This is a genomic window from Streptomyces sp. 7R007 (genome assembly GCF_054850255.1).
Window position 1 is genome coordinate 74,554 of record NZ_JBTWMV010000025.1, and the last position, 19,496, is coordinate 94,049.

General features: G+C 68.9%; 21 protein-coding genes. 15 read left to right on the top strand and 6 right to left on the bottom strand.

The annotated features are described in order from the left end of the window. Positions 1–437: 437 nt before the first annotated feature. Genes ACYF6T_RS28650 through ACYF6T_RS28660 form a run of 3 tightly spaced genes read right to left on the bottom strand, consistent with a single transcriptional unit; the run spans position 438 to position 3,434 of the window. Positions 438–1,457, bottom strand: coding sequence for an amidohydrolase family protein (locus ACYF6T_RS28650; RefSeq protein WP_461700010.1), 1,020 nt, complete (start codon positions 1,455–1,457; stop codon positions 438–440). Continuing rightward, complete coding sequence (locus ACYF6T_RS28655; protein WP_461700011.1) at positions 1,450–2,334, bottom strand: MBL fold metallo-hydrolase; 885 nt, start codon at positions 2,332–2,334, stop codon at positions 1,450–1,452. The genes ACYF6T_RS28650 and ACYF6T_RS28655 overlap by 8 nt, the downstream gene beginning before the upstream one ends. Next, complete coding sequence (locus ACYF6T_RS28660) at positions 2,331–3,434, bottom strand: MBL fold metallo-hydrolase (RefSeq protein ID WP_461700012.1); 1,104 nt, start codon at positions 3,432–3,434, stop codon at positions 2,331–2,333. Before ACYF6T_RS28660 ends, ACYF6T_RS28655 begins: the two co-directional genes overlap by 4 nt. A 189-nt stretch (positions 3,435–3,623) precedes the next feature. Here ACYF6T_RS28660 and ACYF6T_RS28665 point away from each other — a divergent pair, with 189 nt between their 5' ends. From ACYF6T_RS28665 to ACYF6T_RS28675, 3 genes are all read left to right on the top strand, one after another. Next, positions 3,624–3,755, top strand: coding sequence for a DUF202 domain-containing protein (locus ACYF6T_RS28665; protein WP_461700068.1), 132 nt, complete (start codon positions 3,624–3,626; stop codon positions 3,753–3,755). A gap of 429 nt (positions 3,756–4,184) precedes the next feature. Then, on the top strand, positions 4,185–4,538 hold the full coding sequence (locus ACYF6T_RS28670) for a VOC family protein (protein ID WP_461700013.1): 354 nt from the start codon (positions 4,185–4,187) through the stop codon (positions 4,536–4,538). Positions 4,539–5,013: 475 nt separating this feature from the next. Continuing rightward, the gene (locus tag ACYF6T_RS28675; protein ID WP_461700069.1) at positions 5,014–5,313 is read left to right on the top strand and encodes a transposase family protein; all 300 of its coding nucleotides are present in this window, start codon (positions 5,014–5,016) and stop codon (positions 5,311–5,313) included. A gap of 352 nt (positions 5,314–5,665) precedes the next feature. Here ACYF6T_RS28675 and ACYF6T_RS28680 read toward each other — a convergent pair whose 3' ends face one another. Further along, positions 5,666–6,256, bottom strand: coding sequence for a CGNR zinc finger domain-containing protein (locus tag ACYF6T_RS28680; RefSeq protein WP_461700014.1), 591 nt, complete (start codon positions 6,254–6,256; stop codon positions 5,666–5,668). A 75-nt stretch (positions 6,257–6,331) separates the two neighbouring features. Between ACYF6T_RS28680 and ACYF6T_RS28685 the strand changes: the two genes are divergently transcribed. Then, positions 6,332–7,192 (top strand): alpha/beta fold hydrolase, encoded by an 861-nt coding sequence (locus ACYF6T_RS28685; protein WP_461700015.1) that lies wholly within the window; start codon positions 6,332–6,334, stop codon positions 7,190–7,192. A 920-nt stretch (positions 7,193–8,112) separates the two neighbouring features. Here ACYF6T_RS28685 and ACYF6T_RS28690 read toward each other — a convergent pair. Continuing rightward, entirely contained in the window at positions 8,113–8,526 is a 414-nt protein-coding gene (locus tag ACYF6T_RS28690; RefSeq protein ID WP_461700016.1) for a winged helix-turn-helix transcriptional regulator, read from the bottom strand. Between the two features lie 115 nt (positions 8,527–8,641). Here ACYF6T_RS28690 and ACYF6T_RS28695 point away from each other — a divergent pair, with 115 nt between their 5' ends. Continuing rightward, entirely contained in the window at positions 8,642–9,499 is an 858-nt protein-coding gene (locus ACYF6T_RS28695; RefSeq protein ID WP_461700017.1) for an SDR family oxidoreductase, read from the top strand. Positions 9,500–9,596: 97 nt separating this feature from the next. Here the strand turns inward: ACYF6T_RS28695 and ACYF6T_RS28700 are convergent, their stop codons facing one another. Then, on the bottom strand, positions 9,597–10,148 hold the full coding sequence (locus ACYF6T_RS28700; RefSeq protein ID WP_461700019.1) for a hypothetical protein: 552 nt from the start codon (positions 10,146–10,148) through the stop codon (positions 9,597–9,599). Here ACYF6T_RS28700 and ACYF6T_RS28705 point away from each other — a divergent pair. The 10 genes from ACYF6T_RS28705 to ACYF6T_RS28750 all read left to right on the top strand — a co-directional run bounded on the left by ACYF6T_RS28705 (position 10,143) and on the right by ACYF6T_RS28750 (position 19,347). Then, a complete protein-coding gene (locus ACYF6T_RS28705; protein WP_461700021.1) occupies positions 10,143–10,613 on the top strand; it encodes a YncE family protein in 471 nt (156 codons plus the stop codon). The two genes, ACYF6T_RS28700 and ACYF6T_RS28705, sit on opposite strands and share 6 nt — an antisense overlap. A 1,089-nt stretch (positions 10,614–11,702) precedes the next feature. Continuing rightward, positions 11,703–12,284, top strand: a complete 582-nt coding sequence (locus tag ACYF6T_RS28710; protein WP_461700022.1) for a hypothetical protein — start codon at positions 11,703–11,705, stop codon at positions 12,282–12,284. A gap of 1 nt (position 12,285) precedes the next feature. Then, positions 12,286–13,287, top strand: coding sequence for an ATP-grasp domain-containing protein (locus tag ACYF6T_RS28715; RefSeq protein ID WP_461700023.1), 1,002 nt, complete (start codon positions 12,286–12,288; stop codon positions 13,285–13,287). 32 nt (positions 13,288–13,319) lie between these two features. After that, entirely contained in the window at positions 13,320–14,033 is a 714-nt protein-coding gene (locus tag ACYF6T_RS28720; RefSeq protein WP_461700024.1) for a PIG-L deacetylase family protein, read from the top strand. Beyond that, positions 14,030–14,542 carry an NUDIX domain-containing protein gene (locus ACYF6T_RS28725; RefSeq protein WP_461700026.1) on the top strand — a complete coding sequence of 171 codons (513 nt, stop codon included), beginning with the start codon at positions 14,030–14,032 and terminating at the stop codon, positions 14,540–14,542. Before ACYF6T_RS28720 ends, ACYF6T_RS28725 begins: the two co-directional genes overlap by 4 nt. Then, on the top strand, positions 14,532–15,494 hold the full coding sequence (locus ACYF6T_RS28730) for a nucleoside hydrolase (protein WP_461700027.1): 963 nt from the start codon (positions 14,532–14,534) through the stop codon (positions 15,492–15,494). The genes ACYF6T_RS28725 and ACYF6T_RS28730 overlap by 11 nt, the downstream gene beginning before the upstream one ends. Then, entirely contained in the window at positions 15,491–16,336 is an 846-nt protein-coding gene (locus tag ACYF6T_RS28735) for a glycosyltransferase family 2 protein (RefSeq protein WP_461700028.1), read from the top strand. The genes ACYF6T_RS28730 and ACYF6T_RS28735 overlap by 4 nt, the downstream gene beginning before the upstream one ends. Further along, positions 16,333–17,139 (top strand): HAD-IIB family hydrolase, encoded by an 807-nt coding sequence (locus ACYF6T_RS28740; protein WP_461700029.1) that lies wholly within the window; start codon positions 16,333–16,335, stop codon positions 17,137–17,139. Before ACYF6T_RS28735 ends, ACYF6T_RS28740 begins: the two co-directional genes overlap by 4 nt. Before the next feature lie 28 nt (positions 17,140–17,167). After that, complete coding sequence (locus tag ACYF6T_RS28745) at positions 17,168–18,517, top strand: sugar efflux transporter (protein ID WP_461700030.1); 1,350 nt, start codon at positions 17,168–17,170, stop codon at positions 18,515–18,517. Then, positions 18,514–19,347 carry a glycosyltransferase family protein gene (locus tag ACYF6T_RS28750; protein WP_461700031.1) on the top strand — a complete coding sequence of 278 codons (834 nt, stop codon included), beginning with the start codon at positions 18,514–18,516 and terminating at the stop codon, positions 19,345–19,347. Before ACYF6T_RS28745 ends, ACYF6T_RS28750 begins: the two co-directional genes overlap by 4 nt. Positions 19,348–19,496 lie beyond the last annotated feature (149 nt).

A 19,496-nucleotide genomic window follows, 5' to 3' on the forward strand; every position in this document is an offset into this window, starting at 1 on the left:
ACGGCCGATCGGCCTGCTGGTCGCGGGCCGGCTCTCGGTCAGATAGGGGGACTGAGCCAGCGCGTGGGTGCTCGTGCACCAACGGTGACGTGGCCCCACTTCCAGGATCGAGCGGCGCAGACCGTCCGGCACCGGGTGCTGGGTAGGGCGCCGCCGGGCCACCGTAACCGCTTGCCGCGCGACGACGCCGCGGCGTCCCAGGTGCGCGCCCATCTCACGCGCCCGCTCCGCACCAGTGTGATGTCCAAGTGGGGACGAGTGGTTGCCGCAACCACGAGGCGTCGATGCGGGGGAAGTTGGAGGCTGTGGCTGTGAAGATGTGTGCGAGGGCGGTCCTTCCCAGTCCCGTGTCGCGGGTGCGGCGAGCGCCAGTCGCGGCGACGGCCTGCGAGGGGGAGTGGCGGTTCAGTCCTGGCCGTCTCCGGGGGAAGGGCTGTTCAGGGGCGTTGCATCAGGCGGTCGGTGTTGGCACGGGTCGCGTTTCGCCAGGGCTCGGGGACGCCGGAATCAGCGAGGGGAGGGAGTGTGGGCCACACCTGGTCGAGCAGTGCCATCTGCAGGTCGACGGCGATCGGTGGGGTGAAGCAGAAGTCGCTGCCGTAGAGGAGGTGTGCAGGTCCGTAGTGCGTCAGGAGTGCGTTCACGTGGGTGGCCGTGGGGGTGCCGGCGAGGTCCCACCACAGGCTCTTGAGGGCTTCGATGACACCGGGCAGCGCGTGTTCAGGGTCCTCGGGCGGCAGGGCCATCCGCATCCCGAGCTGGAAAAGCGCCGCCCGGTCCGCCAGGAGCGGAATCAGGCTGCCGGCGTGGGGGACCACCAGCCGCAGTCCCCGGTGGCGCGTGAGGGTCCCGGCCAGCGCCAGGCCGAGGACGACGCGGGTGGTGTCGAAGAGGAACTCCATCATCGGCAGTGGGAGCCCGAGCCGGGTTGACTGTGATCCCACGGGTGCGGTCGGGTGGATCAGCACGACGCATTCGCGCGCGGCGAGCGCCGCCCACAGGGGTTCGTGGCGGGGTTCGGTCAGATAGATGCCGTCGGCATGGGTGGACAGGATCACCCCGTCGGCGCCCAGGGTGTCCAGGGCGTGGTCGAGTTCGGTCAGGGCGGCGTCGACGTCGGGAAGTGGCAGGGAGGCGAGCAGTCCGAAGCGGTCAGGCCAGCGCGCGGCCTCCTGGGCGCCGTACTCGTTGACCCGGCGGGCCAGTGCGGCGTGGTCGATGTCCGGGCTGAGCGTGATGCCGGGTGAGGACAGTGACAGCAGGGACCGAGCGATGTGCCGCTCGTCCATGAAAGCGAGATGTGCGCGGGCGTCCCAGTCGGGCCAGGCAGGCATCCCGTCGGGAACTTCGTGACCGTGCCGGCGGGCGAGGTCGACGTACCACGGCGGCAGAAAGTGGGCATGCACGTCGACCAGCCCGTCGGACCGGCTCGTCGCCGCGGGAGTCGGATCACTCATCGCCCGCTCCTGTCGGTGTGCCGATGTCGATCGTGGTCAGATCCCGGCCCACTGTGACGCGGCCGGCGTACCCGCCCCGGCGGACGTCGTCGATGAAGCTCTGCTCCTCCTGGGGGGTGGTGGGGGCAGGGATCAGGTGGGTGAGGACGAGGTGGGGCAGGCCGATGCGATGGGCGAGAGCTCCGAGGGCGACGGTGTCGGCGTGGTAGCTGAAGATCGTCTCGAATCGGGTGCCCCGCACCGCCTCGGCCAGCGCCGTGCTCCGGCATGCCTCGTGGACCAGCACGTCGGCGCCCCTGGCCAGGTCGGCGATCTCGTCGCACACCCGCGTGTCGCCGGAGACGGCTACGACGCCGTCGGGAGTGGTGATCCGGTAGCCGACCGCCTCCTCGACGGGCTCATGGTGGACGCCGACGGCGTCGACCTGGACGCGGCCGCAGCCGCTGCGCCAGACCGGGGTCGGCTTCCCGGGCACCGGGAACCAGTGGCCGATCACCTCGGGGCCGCTCCCGTTGACATGCCTGGTGCGCACGTCGATGTCGTACTCGTAGGCTTCCAGCAGACGCCGCAGGAACACCTCGGCCCGGCCCGCGGGCGCCACCAGTTCGAGCCCGCCTGCGTGATGCAAGTGGTCCTGGATCCAGCGCGTGAGCACCAGGTCGGCCAGGTCAGAGGTGTGGTCACTGTGCAGGTGGGTGAGCAGGACTGCGGCGAGCTGGTGAACGCCTACACCGATCTCTGCAAGCCGCATGAGCGTGGAACGGCCCACGTCGATCTGGACGTTGACGTCGTCGTAACTGACCAGGGTGCCCGCGCCGGCCCGGCCGGGAGCGGGCATCGGCACGCCGGTGCCGGTCAGGGTCACAGTCGTGGTCACCGGCCGGCCCCCATACGGGTGCCGACGTCGAGCCGCAGCCCCTCCCGTGCGGTGACGACCCGGCCCGAGAACGTCTGTGCGGCCTTTGACCAGGGGGGATTGGCGGGATCGCAGCGGCCCAGATGAGTGAGCAGCAGCGTGCTCACCCCGGCGGCCTGCGCGACCTCGCCGGCCTCCTGCGGGCTGGTGTGAGCGGCTCGCAGGTGGTCCAGTTTGGCCTGCTGGCCGGGGGTTCGTGGCTCGGGCAGGAACTGGGCGATGAAGTCGACGTCGTTGGCTTCGTGGACCAGCACGTCGCTGCCCTGTGCAAGGCGGATCACGTTGTCGCAGCGGCATGTGTCGCCGGAAAAGGTGACCGATCCGGCGTCGGTGTCGAACCGGAAGGCGAAGGCGGGGAACACCGGCCGGTGGTCGACCAGGGTCGCCGTGACCCGCACGGCATCGTCTTCGAAGACGCTGAACGGCTCGATCACGGGTGACGGGTTGACGTCCGGATCGCCCACCGCCGCGCGGGCCGCGTCCGGCAGGGCGATGTCGACGGCGCGGACGACCTCGTCCGGATGGGGTTTCCCGCTGTCGCGCACGTTGTCGTTGAGGTCTGCCGCGAACGCCGCCTCAAGGGACCGAACGGTGTCGACGGTGCCCGGCATCGGGTTCTGCGCAGCCACCAGCGGCGGCTCGGGCGCGCCGAGCACAGCATGAAGCGGCGGTGGTGTGCGACGGCCGCCCGGTCCCATCACGACGATGGGCTCCTCGCGAGGCTCAAGCCCGTAGGTGAGCAACTCTGCGAGCCCGATGGTGTGGTCGGAGTGGAGGTGAGTCAGGAATACGGCGTTCAGACGGCGCAGCGGTGTCATCCCGAACCCGGATCCGAGCCCGTACTGCTGATAGCGCTGGCCCCAGCCGTATCCGAGATCCACGACATAGTGACGGTCGCCCACGCACAGGGCGGTGCTCGTCCCGCTGCGGCCGGGCTCCGGCCATATCCTCCCGGCCATCGTGCCCAGGACGACCAGCTGTAACTGGTCACTCCCGGCTGGACGCGGAGACGGGCTGGTCAACCCCTCTGGTCCCATGCGAGTCGCTCCGTTCCGGCGCATACCAATCGAGGTGCATGGTCAGCATGTCTCACCAATGCTGATTGGACAAGCATTTTCGATGAGATCATCAAATCACCTGGGGGCGCGCGTCTCCCCGGCCCCTCCGCACTCCGGCGATGACGGCACCGGGGTGCACCGCTGAAGTCTCGACGCCTGGCTGTACGGACACGCCGAGGAACCCGATGTGCGCTGCACGCTGCAAACGAGCGGACGTTCCTCGCGTGGATGAGGACCTCCGCGACCCTCCTCCGCCGCGCCTTCGACTTCAGACGCCCGGACGTCGAGCACAGCCCGGCAGTGCGCCGGCTGTTGTGTCTCTGACTGTGGGCATCCTCGCGGTGACCTCTGTCGCGCATGGCCGGGTCAGCTGGGCCCGGCCGGAGCGGGCGATCGGCGCGTCCTCTTCCGCGGCGGGGTGCGAAGCCTCGCCGGTCTCGTCCTCGGTACCAGTGGCGCTGGTCGCCTCGTGCGGCATGGCGTGCTCATGGGCGGCGCTGGCATCGCACGTCGCCAACGGCGCCGCTCGCCCGACGTAGTTCACTTTCGCTGCCGGGTGTATGTCAATGTTCGCAGTCGTGCAGCGCGCGTGGCTGTTCGCAGGCTCAATCTGTCCGTCGCTGATGCCGGGCTCGAGCGGCGCCTGCCCCAACGCCCGGCATGCTTGCCTGGACGGCCGAAGCGGAAGAATCCACAAGGAGCCGGGTATGGTGCCGCGCCCGCCGTCTGTCTCCGTCCTGGCAGGATGGCGCCATGGAACGTGTACTTGGAATTGGTGGCTACTTCATGCGGGCTGCCGACCCGAAGGCCCTGAGCGCGTGGTACCGCGACTGCCTGGGCCTGGACGCCGACGAGCACGGCTTGTGGCGTCAGGCAGCCGGGCCGACGGTGTTCGCGGCGTTCGAGTCCGGGAGCGACTACTTCGGGTCCCAAGCCCAGCAGACCATGCTCAACTTCCGGGTCGGTGACCTGGATGCGATGCTCGCGCAGCTGCGTGCCAAGGGGGCAGACGTGTCCGAGGACATCCAGGACATGGAGGGTGTCGGTCGATTCGGCTGGGTCACCGATCCGGAGGGTAACCGGGTCGAGCTGTGGCAGCCCGCCTGACCGCGCCCTCACACTGGCAGTGACGTGCGGATGGACCACTATGTGGTCGAGGCGTGAACCCTGGTCAGGTTCGCGCAGCCGTGTCCCATTACGCCTTGTGCGGTCTTCGGCGGAGCACCGGGGAGCCCTCGCAGCCGAGCCTGCACCGCGTGGGAAGCGCGGTGCGAGTCCGGACGTGACGAGCGGCGCGGGGGCTCACGACGTCGGGAAAGCGGAGGTGGGCCGGAGTACGAGCTGGTCTTCGTCGACCAGCTGCTGGTGACCCTGGTGCAGCTGCGGATCGGGCTCACCCATGCCGCACTCGGCGTGATTTATCAGGCGGTTGGTCCACGATCGGCCGGGCTGCGGCGAGATCCGGCCCCTGCTTGCCGAGCGCGGCTGCGCTGTCCCTGAGCGGCCCGGGCTGCGGCGGCGCACGCTGGAGGACGTGTTCGCCTCTGCCGGGGTCGAGACCGTGACCTTGCGGATCGACGGGATGGAGATCCGGGTCCGCCGCCCTAAGGCGGGGCGTCCCGGACGGCGGGCGTTCGTCTCCGGAAAGCGCAGGCAGAACACCATCAGGGCCACCACGATCAGCGACGGCCAGGGCCGCACTTCGTGGTACGGAGCCACGCGGCCAGGCCGGATGCACGACCAGAGCGCGATGCGCACCGAGGGCATCGCCGAGCAGTTCCGTCAGCACCCCATCGGGACCCGCGATCGACGACTTCGACGGCGACTGCCCCACCCGTCACCGCTGGACACTGGCCCGGCGCAGCATCAGCGGACCCGATGACATCGCGTACTACCTCGGCTCCGCCGCGGCTTCGCGGTCACGGCGGCGCGGGCGGCGGCAAAGAGGGGTGCAGAAACGGTTCCACCCTGGTCCCGCTCACCGGCGGGCGTCCGCCGGTTCTTGGCCACTGGCCCCGCACACCGATCCCGCCCGCCACGTCGCATCCACGCACTGAGCTGGTCCCGCTGGCGGCGCAGACGTCAGGTCATCGCCAGGCACTGCCACTACCGGAGACGGTGTCATTCGTTGGTCGAAGGCATCGTCGGAAGCGTACGTGGCTGATGGGCCATCAGAGGCGATGTCGTGGAACCGGTGTGTCAAGTCGCCCGGGCCGGAACGGAGTTCGTGCTAGTTAGTCACGTGCGCGGGAGCGGGCCTGGTGGAGCCGGACCTTGGTGCGGTTTCCGCAGCGGGTCATCGAGCACCAGCGGCGGTTGCGCGCGGGCGAGCGGTCCACGAAGCGCAGGGCGCAGTGCTCGGAGCCGCAGACACGCACTCGTCGTATCTCCGGGGACAGCAGCAACTCGATCGTGTCCTGGGCCACGAGGCCGAGGCCCACGATCGTGCCCTCGGCGACCTGCGCCGTGCTGCTCGACTCCAACCGGCCGTCTCTGACTACCAGGTGGAGTGTGGGGCGGGGGGCTGCCGCCGACGCCTCGTTGATCACGGCGATGTCGGCGGGAGCGGGCAGGGCACCGCCGGCCACACGCAGCACCGCGCGGTCGATCGCCTCGCGGAGCGTCACCGCGGAGGACAGGGCGGACACGGGCACATCACCCGTGCGGGGCCGGTCGGTGAGCAGGCCGGCGCCGCGCAGCCAGCGCGCCACGTCGTCCGGCTCGCGGAGTGTCTCCCGGGGCTCCTTCCAGCGATCGCGCAGGGTGTTGACGAAGTCCAGGCACACCCGCCCGCCGTACCAGAGCCACTCGTCATCCGTCGCCATGGACCCATTGTCCACGGATCCGCACGCTACTAACCTCCTGAGATGGTTAGCTGGTGAGGCGTGGAGGGACGGACCATGAGTACGGCAACAGTGATCACGGGTGTGGCCCAGGTCAACGGGATCCGCCTGCACTACACACGCGCGGGCTCGGGGCCGCTGCTGGTGCTGCTCCACGGGTGGCCGCAGACCAGCCTGTGCTGGCGTCCGGTGCTCGGCGAGCTCGTCGGCACCCACACCGTCATCGCCCCCGACCTGCGCGGTTACGGTCTCAGCGACAAGCCTGCCACCGGCTACGACAAGCGCCAGATGGCTGCGGACATCGCCGAGCTCGTTCGGCACCTCGGATTCGAGCGGGCGGCGGTGGTCGGCCACGACCGCGGTGCCCGGGTCGCGCACCGCTGGGCCTTGGATCGCCCCGACCAGGTCGAGAAGCTCGTCGTGCTCGATGTGGTCCCCACCCGCGAGATGTTCCGCCGCCTCGATGCCTCAGTGGCCACCGGCTACTGGCACTGGCTCTTTCACCTTCAGCCCGATCTGCCCGAACTGCTGGTCGGGAACAACGTGCGTGCCTATCTGGAGTACTTCTTCGAACGCTGGACCTACAACCGCCACGGTCTGGCCCCCGACGCCGTCGACGCCTACGTTCGCGCCTTCTCTCGCCCCGGCGCGCTGCGTGCCGGCTTCGACGACTACCGCGCCCAGGAGTGCGACCTCGCCCTCGACGACGAGGACGCCGCCGCGGGCCGCCGTCTGACCATGCCCGTTCTGGCCCTGTGGGGCTCGGCCGGCCTGCCTGCCCGGCTGCCCAGCCTGGATATCTGGCGCCAGTACGCCGATGACGTCACCGCGGCCGAGATCCCGGAATGCGGCCACTTCATCCCCGAGGAACGCCCCGACGTCCTCCTGACCCACCTGCGGAAGTTCCTTGGCTCATGAGCGCGGTGTCGACCAAGATCACTGTTCGGCTGGGAGTTCCGTGGCCGCCAGGACTGCCCCCTGCCGTGAGGCTGCCGTTGCGGAAGGGGCGTTCGCGCCCGGCCATCTCGGCGAGCTGACCCAGATCATCCGTTCGAGATGGTCGATGAGGCTCTGGCCCAGACCGCCGGAGTGCAGGCCCGTGTGAGGGACCGCCCTCCCGAGTCGCGGTGTATCTGCTGCTGGCGGGTTGTCCGTTCCCCCAGCTGGGCTGGCAGCATGTGCGGCAGCGCCTGGCTGCGGGCCTTCAAGGGCTGCGGGTCGCTGCACCAACGGGCGGCGCGCTGATGCAGGCCCAGGCGGGTGGCGGCCGCACCGCTGAAGTGGCTGTTCGATCTACTCCGCGACCCGGAGCTGACCGGCACAGCCATCCCCGCAACTGGACGCCCTCGTCAACTCGTTGGTCCCGGCGCTGGCGCACCAACGTGAGTGGCTTCGCCATGAAAGCCGGGACGGTGAGCGACTCCGCGCGCGAGGCGCGGGCGCCAAGGGCAAGTTCTCCGATGCGGACCGGGTCCTGGCCGCCGTCCTCTGCCTGCGCAAGATCGGCACCCACGACCTGCTCGCCCGCCTCTTCGGCGTCACCCGCGCAGCACGCTCACGCGGGCCGTCCAAGAGGCAGGGCCCCGACTGGCCGTGTACACGTTCCAGCCCCCAACCGCCGGATTCCGCACCCCAACGGACGCGGCCGCCCACCTCGACAAGTACGGCAGCCAGCCCCCGATGAAGATCAAACCCGCATACTGATTCTCTGCGAGCCTCTCCGTGCCCAGCAGGCGATCAGAAGGCCAGAACCCTCACCACCGCCTCACGCCGGCGCGGCGATCCGTCGTCAATCCCCGTCGTCGACCCCACTACCGGCGAGTTCAACGAACTACCGGTCAGCTGGTCTGCGCGGTGTCGGCGTCGTACTTCTCGCGGGCGGCGAGGACCTCCGCCATGTGGCGCACCGACCAGTCGGTCAGCGCCCGCAGCGGCTCCCGGATCGTCTGGCCGAGCGGGGTCAGCGCGTACTCCACGCGCACCGGCACCTCCGGATAGACCGTTCGCAGGACCAGGCCGTCGCGTTCGAGGGCGCGCAACGTCTGGGTGAGCATCTTCTCGCTCACCCCCGCCAGTTGCTTCCGCAGCTGGGTGAACCGGCACGCCCCGCCCCTACCGAGTTCGCCTATCACGAGAACGGACCATTTGCTGCCGATCTGGTCGAGCAGGTCGCGCGACGGGCAGCCACGCGTGTACGGATCCCATGACGCTATGGGCTCGGTCACAGCCGTCTCGGACGACACAGCGCTCACCTCACTTCTTTCCTGTGGGTGGCTACCTTACCTACAAGTGGCTGCTTCCCCATAGAGAGTTACCCCGCCATCGTGGATCACGCCGCGGGAGGCCGCGGCAGATTGGGGATCACCAATGTCAATCGTCGTCACAGGAGCCACTGGTCAGTTGGGCAGGCTTGCCGTCGAGGCACTCCTGCGGCGGGGAGTTCCCGCTTCACAGATCGTCGCGACGGGCCGGGACATCTCAAGGATCAAGGACCTGGCCGACCGCGGCGTCGTAGTGCGCAGGGCCGACTTCGCCGACCAGGACAGCCTCACGGCGGCTTTCGCCGGAGTGGACAAACTGCTCCTGATCTCCACCACCACCGTGAACGAGCGCCTCGGCAACCACCGGCGCGCCATCGACGCCGCGCTCGCCGCGGGCGTGTCTCTGGTGGCGTACACGAGCATGTCCCATGCGGACACGGCCACCACGATCCTTGCCGCCACTCATCGCGCTACTGAGGAATACCTGCGCGAGCGCAACGTGCCCAGCGTGCTGCTGCGCAACAGTTGGTACCTGGAGAACTACACCGCTCAGCTCCCCGTGGTCCTCGAGTACGGCACCGTGACCGGGGCCGCCGGCCAGGGCAGGATCAGCGCCGCTGCCCGTGCCGACTACGCCGAGGCGGCCGCGGCGGTGCTCACCACCGAGGGTCATGCCGGCGAGGTGTACGAGCTGGGCGGCGACGAGGCTTTCACCCTGGCGGAGTTCGCCACAGCGGTCTCGGCCGCTACCGGCAAGGAGATCAGCTGCACCGACCTCCCGGCTGACGAGCTCGTCCAGGTGCTGATCGGCGCCGGCCTGCCCGCCGAGCTGGCCAAGGTTCTCACCGACGCCGACCTCGGCATGAGCCGCGACGAGCTGTTCACCGACTCGGGCGATCTGAGCCGACTGATCGACCGGCCCACCACGTCCCTGGCCAGCGCGATCGCCGAGGCACTGCGCTGACACACGTCCCCGCAGCCGGCCGCGATCCGCGCTTGGGAGCCTTCGCCGGGTTTGCGGCGATGATCGTCGCTTCACCAGCATCAAAGAGATCACATTCCTACGAGTCGACTGGAAAGTCCCTTCTCATGTCTACTGGCACCACCGCGCACGCCGCCCGGCGGCGCAAGCTGCTCACCCTCACCGCGGCCTCCGCCGCCCTGGCGGCCCTCACGCTTCCCGCCACCGCCGCGACGACGCCCACGGGCCCGAAGACAGCGCCTACCCGATCACCGTCAACGGCGGCAATGCCTTCCCAGAGAGCGTCGCGGCCGACCGTCGCTCCGTCTACACCGGCAGCATCGACGACGGCACCGTCTACCGCGGACGCGTCGGAGCGAAGACGCTCGAACCCTTCCTGCCAGGCGGCCAGGACGGCCGCACCCAGGCCACCGGAATAAAGATCGACGGCAACCGCCTGCTGGTCGCCGGCGCCTTCACCGGACGCTTCTTCGTCTACACCGACACCGGCAAGCTGGTCTCCTCCTACACCGTCCCCGACACGGGGGAGAAGACCCTCGTCAACGACGCCGCCGTCGCCCCGGACGGGGACGTCTACATCACCGACTCCTTCCGCCCCGTGGTCTACCGGATCCCGGCTGCCGAGGTGCACGCCCCCGCCACCGGCGGACACCGGACCCTGAAGGTGGCCTACCGCCTTCCGGGCTACGTGGCCGGCAAGTCCAACGGCAACGGCATCACCACTGCCCCCGACGGCAAGTACCTGATCATCGGCTACTGGTACAGCGGCGCGCTCTACCGGCTCACCCTCGCCACCGGCGATGTCGGCAAGATCTCCGCACCTGCGCTCACCAGCGCCGACGGCATCGCACGGCGAGGCAACACGCTGTACATCGCCCGTTCCGTGAACAACAAGGTCGCCACGGTGCGGCTCTCCGACCACGACACCCGGGCCACCGTCTCCTTCGAGCGCACCTATCCGGGAGCCGACACGACCACCGGCGTCGCCGTGAGCGGAGACCGCCTCCTGGTGACCAACTCCCAGATGGACACCTACCTGTATGACACCCCCCTGACCAGCCCGGCATTCACCGTCGAAAGCCTGCCACTGCACTGACCACCGCCCCCCTGAGCTGCCGTCGAGCGGGGTGGCTCTCGCAAGAGCCCGCTGCTCGATGGAAGCTCGCCCTGTCGCCCGCAGTCGCGAACGAAACAACCCCAACCAGCCCGCCCGGCATACCGACGGCGGCAAATGCCCCCGCGCTCCAGGTCATCAGCGCGCTCGCCGCAGTCGACCCTCCGGTGTGGTCCAGGACGCGGAGCGCGTCGGCCAGCGGCGGTCGACGTCGTGGCCGTCGGCGCACGGCATCGGGCTTCCTCCCGGCCGACGGGCCATGAAGCAGGGCTGACGCCCACCCGGCGGACCCGTGATCATCCGTCAGACGGGTGCGGGCCACCCTAGGTTCGGTCCGGGTAGAGCGCTTGGCGGTTGCCCACAGGCTGCTGCGGTTGAGGTGGTCAGGGTGCCGCCGGATCATGGCACTGTCGAAGAGCTCCGGCGTCGGCTCTGTTTCGAGCAGTTGGTCGGTGTCGGCGAGGTAGCGGCGGATCTTGCCTTGGCTACACGCGGCGGGCAGCACAGGGCGGCGATGGGGGCGGCGTCGTCACCACCGACCTCGGGGCCTCGCACCCGGTCCGCGCTGGTCCTGGGCGGCACCTCACCCAGCGGCCCGCACGGCATCGAACTCGGCCGGGGTGGAAGTCGGCGAGCGGCCGGCAGGACCGACGGCGGCCCTCGCCGAACACTGCTCAGGGGAGCAGTCTGCAGGGAGGGGCTGCGTTGGGATACCGAAGGCGCAAGGAAACAAGCCACTCGCACTGATACACGACTTATCTTAACTCGTGAAAGAGCAAGCCGGCGTCTGCGCCGCGCTGAGCTGCGGCGAATCCCGCGGCCGGCCTTCGCCCCGCGCGAGGGGAGCGGTCGGCCGCACCCCGGCCGACAGGCGCCGATCCAGGTGCAAATCGGTGCATATTCTCCTCATTCGACGCAGCGGGAAAGTTGCTGCCGTTCCCTGTTGTAACGATCTAGGTTTGTGGCCGTGGCGGGAGAGAGGATCTCCGCCGCGGCACCCGGAGGTTCCCCGGCAGGGGCAGTACGCCAGATCGAACGGGCCTTGACACGTGTCCGAACACGAGGAGGAACATGTCTCTTCCGCCGTCGACGAGAGATCCCTGGGCAGACGTCACGAGCGTGCGCGGTTTCCGGTGCGACGAACTGATATCGGCGCTGCAGAAATACATCCGCCGGGGGGATCTGGAGGAAGCGCTTCTCATCGCCCGGGAGATGTACGAGACGAGTCCAGAACTGGAAGCGCACCTGTGGACACGGCTGATGGTGATCTCCGCGTCGGACTGCAATGACGGGACGTTTCAGCAGACGCTCATCGTCGAGTCCCTGCACCGGGTGGGAATGCGCATGCAACGGGGCACGGGCGAACGCTGGCTTTTCCTCGTGCAGGCGGTCCGCTACTTGGTCGGTATCACCAAGGACGAGACCACGGACGAGATCTGCATGTGGTCGCGCCACACCATGAACAAACGTCTCCGCAACCCCGTCATACCGGACTACGCGCTCGACATCCACACCGAAGCAGGCCGCAAGCTGGGCCGGGGAATGACCCATTTCCTCGACGAGGGAACCGTCATTGCCAATCCGTACGACGGTGCCGACCCGACATTTGGGAAGCGCGTCCGGGAAGTCGTGGCCCGCGGCGAATGGGATTGACGTGAAACGATTAGTCGTCACGGGCACCGGCGGAGCGTCCGGCTACGCGGTGGCGCGGCAGGCGGAGGAGTTCGGCTACGACGTCCTGTGGGCCGACGCCGATCCCCTCTGCCCGGCCCTGCTGGCCAATTCCCCTCAGGCGCAGCTGCTCCCGCCGGCCTCGGAAGGCGTCGCCTACCTCGAAGCCCTTGCGGAAGCGGCGAGGAACTTCGGAGCCACCTGCGTCAGTTTCAACACGGACGCCGAGGTGCGGTACGCCGCGGGCCACCTGGCCACCCTGGCCGAACGGGGGCTGTCGCAGTGGATACCGTCGCCGGAAACGGTGCGGATCTGCTCGGACAAAGCGGAGTTCGCGAACCATCTTGCCCGGGACTCCCGCTTCCGTACGCCGGTCTCCTATTCGGTCGACGATGTGAAGTCCGATTTCCCTGCCACCGGCATCTTCGCCAAGAAGCGTGCGGGAAGCGGCGGAGCGGACTCCATGATCTGCTCGTCCCGGCAAGAACTCGACGCCTGGCTGTCCCGCAACCCGGACGGATTGCTCCAAGAGGTGCTGACCGGGCAGGAATTCTCCGCCGACTGCCTGTATACGGGCTTGGACCTGCCGCTCGTCGTGCCCCGTCGCCGGCTGCGTACGCGCTCGGGCATGTCGACGGTCACCGAGACCTTCCACGACGCCTCGCTCGAACGGCTCATCGCCGATCTGGTACAGGAGCTGCAGGTGGTCGGCCCCTCCTGCGTACAGGGATTCCTCCAGCCGGACGGTGTCGTCTTCACCGAGGTCAACGTGCGGTTCGGGGGCGGCTGCGCGGCGGCGTTCTGGGGCACGACACATCTGGTCGAGCAGTATCTGTCCCTGCTGACCACCGGTGAGCGAAAACTGCCGGCCGGGCTGCACGGAACACGCACGTCCGGCACGACGACGCTCGTGCGGGTTCCCGGCTATGTGACGTTCCAGGCCGGACCGGAAACGGATGCACCAGCCGCATTCGAGAAACCGTGAATGGGGGAACTCCAGAAATGAGCCGTGGGAGCGTGCTCGTCATCGCACCACATCCCGACGATGAAACGTTCGGCTGCGGTGGCACCATCGCCACATTGTCGGCCTCGGGCATGAACGTCTACGTACAGCTCATCGTGCAGCACACCATCAACACGGGTGGCCCGTCCGTGGCGCGCATGGCAGCCGACAGAGGAAAGGAATTCGCTCTCGCCTGCAGCAAGCTGGGCGTGAACGATTACCACGTGATGATCGAGGACGGCGACCACCGGGACACGCTGCACACGAGCACCGCGCGACTCGTCGAGGCGATCGAGTCCGCCTCTCCTCTCTCGATCGACCGGGTGCGGCCACAACTCGTTCTGCTGCCGGCGCGGAGTGCTTTCCACCAGGACCACCAGGTGGCTCACCAGGCCGCGTTCGCCGCGTGCCGCAACCGGGGAACTGGGCATCACACGCCCTCCGTGATCCTGGGCTACCAGTGCCCCGAGGACACGTGGACTTCCCATCTGGAGCAGGCGACGTGCTCTCTCGACGTCACCGCGCACTACGGTCAGAAGCAGGCCGCGATCGAGTGTTATCAGTACCAGACCAAGCCGGAACCGCATCTGCGGTCGTTGAGCGGTATCGAACGAGCCGATGCTGCCCGGGGCGCGGCTATAGGAGTCCCGTACGCGGAGTCCTTCGTGACGTACCGGACGACTCTCGCATTCCTCGCTGAGGCGGCTCGGGTACGGGACCCGGCATGAGGGAACACCTGGAGGACTGGGCGTGGGCCCAGACAATCGTCCGGTTCACCGGCCGGCGTCCCCCGGACCAAGTGGTGCAGAGTGTACGGGCCGTTGCTGTGGTCGACGACGGTGTCGTGGTGTGCAGCCTTTCCGACGGCGCGCCCTTCCTTCCGGGAGGCACGCGGGAAGAGGGCGAGTCCGTGGACGACTGTCTGAGCCGCGAACTCACCGAAGAGGCCGGGTTCTTGATGAAGGGGCGGCCTCATTGGTTCGCCGCGCACAGCGGTGTTTCCTATCACAGGATTCCGTACAAGCCGCACGCCCCTTTTCCGCTGAAGGCGTGGCTGTGGGGCGCGGTCAAGGGCGAGCTGGTCGGTCCGCCCACGAATCCCGCGGGCGCCGAGCAGGTGGCCACCGTACAGGTGCTGCGGCCGGAAGACGCCGTAGCAGTTCTCGAAAGGGAAGGGCGCGGCTACGCGCAAGCACTCCGGTACTGGATGAGCTTGGGAGCCCCTGTTGATCTCTGAGGAAGACACCGAACGCGATCTGATCGTCGACACCGACACCCTGGGCATCAACGACGACGCTCTCGCGCTCTGCCATCTCTTCGCGCTGGGGCTCGTTCCCCGCCTCATCACCACCGTGTTCGGGAACGCCTCCGCGCTCTCCTCGGCGGGACACGCGCGTACTCTGGCCCGCGCCCACTGCCTCGACATCGATGTCGTCCGCGGATGCGAGAGACCCCTGTGGTGGCACGAGCCGTTCCGGGAACAGGTTCGGGCGGGCCTCGCCGCGCTGCCGGCGTCGACTTATCTGGCGTCGCTGAGCGTGGACAACACACGTTTCTGGGACACCGGCGCCGAGGACGGGCCCGCTCCCGGCGCACTGGCCACCACTCTGACGCGCTCCCACGGGACGGATGTGCTCGCCCTCGGCCCCACCACGAACATCGCCCGGGCACTGCGGCTGGTCGATGCCTCGGTGCCGGCGCGGCACCGCCTGTGGATCTCCGGAGGGTCCCTCGGGGGCGGAAACGTGACCGAGCACGCCGAATTCAACGCATTCGCCGATCCCGAAGCCCTGCAGGCGTGCCTGGCGGCGCGCTGGAAGGCCGTGGTGATGGTTCCGTTGGAGGTGACGCAAGCCCCCCGGCTGCTGCCGGCGGCGGTGGACCGCATCCGGCGCACCGGCACACCACTGGGTGCTGCTCTGGACAAGCTCGAACGCGAGTCGCCGCGGGGCGAGAACAAGGACCGCGAACCCATCTGGGACGTCGTAGCCGCCGCCCTCCTGGCGGACGCGAGCCTGCCGTACAAGCAGGAGACAGGAGTGATCTCCGTGGCCACCGGTCTGCCGGACCGCGGCAGGGTCCGCTTCCGGCGAGGAAAAGGGACGCACCACCTGGTGACGGACATCGATCCACAGGCGGTGGTCCAGCGTTTCGAAGTAGCCGTCAGCCGTCCGAGGAGGGCGTCTTGACCACCGGCAACGACGGTGCCTCGGGGGAGCTGACCATCGTCGTCCCCGTGTGCGACGACCCTCTCATCTACCGCTGCCTGGCCTCCATCGACGTTCCCTGCCCGGTCATCGTCTCCACGAACGGATCGCCGGACTGGTTCCTCGAAGGACTCCAGACCTACGCCAAGGCGGCACCGCACGTCACCGTCCTGAGCACCTCCGAACGCGGGATAGGCCTGGCGTACAACAGGGCGATCGCGCTGGTGGACACCCCTCTCGTGCTCCTGATGGACTCCGACTGCGTCTTCGAGCCCGGAGCGATCGCGGCGATGCTGGCGGCGGCCGGGGGATTGGTGAAGGGGCGGGTGCGGTTCGAGACCCGGGGACGCGGCACCCGTCTGGTCGCCGAGGCGCGACGGCTGACCGAGGACCCGCTGGTGACCAAGAAGGTCAACGCGTACAGCCCGCCGCTCCTGTACCGCACGGACATCGTGGAGCACATGGGGGGTTACCACTTCGACACAGCCATGAAGTGGCGCGAGGACCGTGACTTCGAACTGCGCCGGCGCAAGGCCGCGTTACCGGTCCGGCTGGTCCCCGAAGCCGTCATCTGGCACAAGCCCCTCAGCCTGCGCGACGACCTGAGAAGCGTGTGGGCCTACGGCGTGGGTCAGGCTCACGGCGAAGCGCTGGACGTGCTGCCCCGGATGTCCTTGAGATACGAGCTGAAGAAGGTGGGCTCCGTGGCCTGGAGAGGAGTGCGGCGCGGCAAAGCCGGCGCGGGCGGCTACGCGGCGGTCAGAAACCTCGTCCTGCTGGCGAGCCGGGGCATCGCGGTACGGGGCCTGCGGGGGGCGCAGTGATCAGGATCCTCTTCTGCGACCTCGACGGAACCCTCGTACGTCCGGGCAACCGGGTGCTCGACGAGGACATCGGCCAACTGCGCGAGGCGATCGCGTGCGGAGTGCGTCTGGTCTTCGTCACGGGACGCCCCTCGCGCTGTCTCGCCGACCTGCCACCGGCCGTCACCGAACTGTCCCGCGAAGTCGTCACGTCCAACGGGGCGTCCGAAGTCGTCGAGGGCGCCACACGCCTCCTCGCCCCCTTGGACGGGCGATGGGTCAGGGACTTCGCCGAAGCGCTCCGCGCGGCCGATCCGAAGGTCAGCTTCGCGACGGAGTTCGAGACGGCCTTCGGCTTCGAGCCCGGGTATGCCTGGTGGCCGGCCACGGACACGGGAGCGGACTCGGTGTGCGCGGACATCTCGGACCTGACCGGTGGCAGCCTCCCCATCACGAAACTGCTCTGCCGCAGCACCGGCCTCGACGCCGGACGACTGGCCCGGACCGCCGAAGCGCTGGGCTTCGATGCGACCGTCACCTACTCCTGCCGACCGGGGGAGGGCGGACCGGTCGAAGTACTGTCGCCCCACGCCTCCAAGGGGAACGCGGTGGGGCGGATCCTCGACGAGGCGGGCATCGCGCCGGCCGCCGCGGTGGCCTTCGGGGACCGGTCCAACGACATCCCGATGCTCGCGTCCGTCGGTGCCGGTGTCGTCATAGGGGCTCCCTCCGAACCTCGCCTCGCGGTGTTCGAGTCGGCGGCCTCGGTGGGGACATGGCTCGCGGCCCACCAGGAACGCTGGCGAGGACATCTTGGTACGTAGGGGACACCTTGGCACATAGAGGAGCGATGTGAAGCTCGCCCGTTTCGCCCGACCCGGACGTGCAGACCGTCCACCCAGGTCGCGCCCGTTCAGCAAGACGGCGACGTCACTCGGCGTCGCCGCGGGATGCTACGCCGTGGCGATGTCGGTGTTCGGCACCACCACCAGCCTGTTCCTCGCGGACGCGGTCCATGCGGGGCCGGGACTGATCGGCCTGTACTTCACCGGCTGCGCCGTGGCCGCCGTCGGCATCAACCTGGTCACGGGATGGCTGTCCGACCGGGTGACCGACAGAAGGGCCGCCCTGGCCGCGACCGCGCTGGCCGGGGTCGCCGGTGCGCTGGCGTTCACCGCCGTACGCAACTACGCGGTGGTGTTCGCCACCGGGGCGGTGCTGCTCAGCCTCAACGACGCGTACATCTCCCAGCTGTTCGCGTATGTCAAAGAGTTCGCCGAGTCCACCGGCAGGGGGGTGACCCCGTTCAGTTCCGCGGTCCGGTCGGTCTTCTCCGCCGGGTGGGTGGTCGGCCCGCCGGCCGGCCTCTTCCTGCTGGCCCACACGGGCTTCGGGCTCCTGTACACGAGCGTCGCCTGTCTGCTCCTGCTGACCGCGCTGCTTGGCCGCTGGCTCCTGCCGGCTGTGCCCGCGCCGCCCGGACCGCTGGTCGACGACGACGCCGACAGGGGCGAGCGCCGCCTGGCGCGGATGCGCCGAGCCCTCGCCGTCGTGCCGCACCGCACCTGGCTGCTGCTCGGCGCCGTCACGGCGATCAACGTGGCGGATCAGATATACCTCATCGCCATCGCCCTGTACGTCACCAAGGACCTGCACCTGTCGGCGGCTCTGGTCGGCGTGATGGCCGGAGTCTGCGCGGCATTGGAGATCCCGCTGATGATCGCGGTGGGTCGGGTGGCCGACCGCATCGGAAAGCTGCGCGTCGTGGCCGCTGCCGTGATCCTCGCCGTGGTCTTCTTCTGCCTGCTACCGGTGGCCGGCTCGGCACCGGTCCTGATCGCCCTCCAACTGCTGAACGCCGTGTGGACCGCGGTGGTGACGAGCATCCCGATGGTGGTGGTGCAGGAGGAGGTGCCCGGCGGCACCGGCTCCGTGTCCGCGCTGTACTCGTCCACCTTCCCCGTCGCCCAGCTGCTGGCGGGAGCTGTCACCGGGGTGGTCGCCGCGCAGGCCGGATACCGCGACGTGTTCTGGATCTGCGCTGGACTCTGCGCGCTCGCCGCCGTGCTCCTGCTGTGCCGCAGGGCTGCGCGCGGCGCGGACGACGGCCGGACACGCGCCCCGGGAACTGCGCGTCGGTACACCCCTTCGGCACACGGCATCGAGAGCCGTACAGAGAAAGACGGGAGAGACCTGACGTGACGATTCGCTTCGTGTCGGTCGTCGGCGCCGACACCGGCCTGCTGGATGCCGCCATCACGCACTACCGCGACCTGGGGGTCGAGTCCTTCCACATCGCCCGGCACATCGAGTCGTTCGACGACCCGGACTTCCGGCGGTCGCAAGAGGTCGTGGCACGGCACGGGTTCTCCTTCGCCGCCGTGCACCAGGGGCCCTGGGACGAGGACCTGAACGCGTATTTGATCCGCGCCCAGATGCGGCGGCACCCGGCCGACTGGTGGGTGGTCGCGGACCTGGACGAGTTCCATGTGTACGACCGGCCCCTGACCGACGTCATCACCGCCTGCGAGGCCGGCGGGTACGACTACGTCAAGGGCGCCCTGCTGGACCGGGTGGCCGCCGACGGGAGTCTGCCGGCGCTGCGGCCGGATGTGTCGATCTGGGAGCAGTACCCTCTGGCCGGACTGCTGACCCTGCGCGTGCCGGGAGCGGGGTCGTCGAAGGTGACGCTCGCCCGCGGCAGCGTGCCCCTGCACCTGGGCCAGCACGGGGCGGACGCGGGACGGCCCATGCCCGCGGAGGAGGCCTTCCCGCAGGTTCACCACTTCAAGTGGAACGACTCGGTCCTGCCGCGGCTCATCCAGCGAGAGAAGGCGTACTCCTCCGGCGACTGGCACCTGACCTATCCGGACACCGTCGACGAGTCACGCCGGATGCTCCGCCACCTCGAGGCCAACGGCGGTCGCATCGACGTCACCGCCGAGGAACTCCAGCTGCATCCCTGCGGCAGTGACTACGCACACTACAAGCCGTGGCCGGACCTCATTCCCCTGCTTAAGAACCGCAGATGAGGAACACACCGTCGGTGGCTCGCCGGCCGACTGCCCGCTCCGGCCGAGCCGCCGCCCGGCCTCTTCGACAACCGTCCCATGGCACGGACTGTCCTGCACGGACCTCCCGTGCACGTCTCATCCACCTCATCCACGAAAGGATTCCCCAC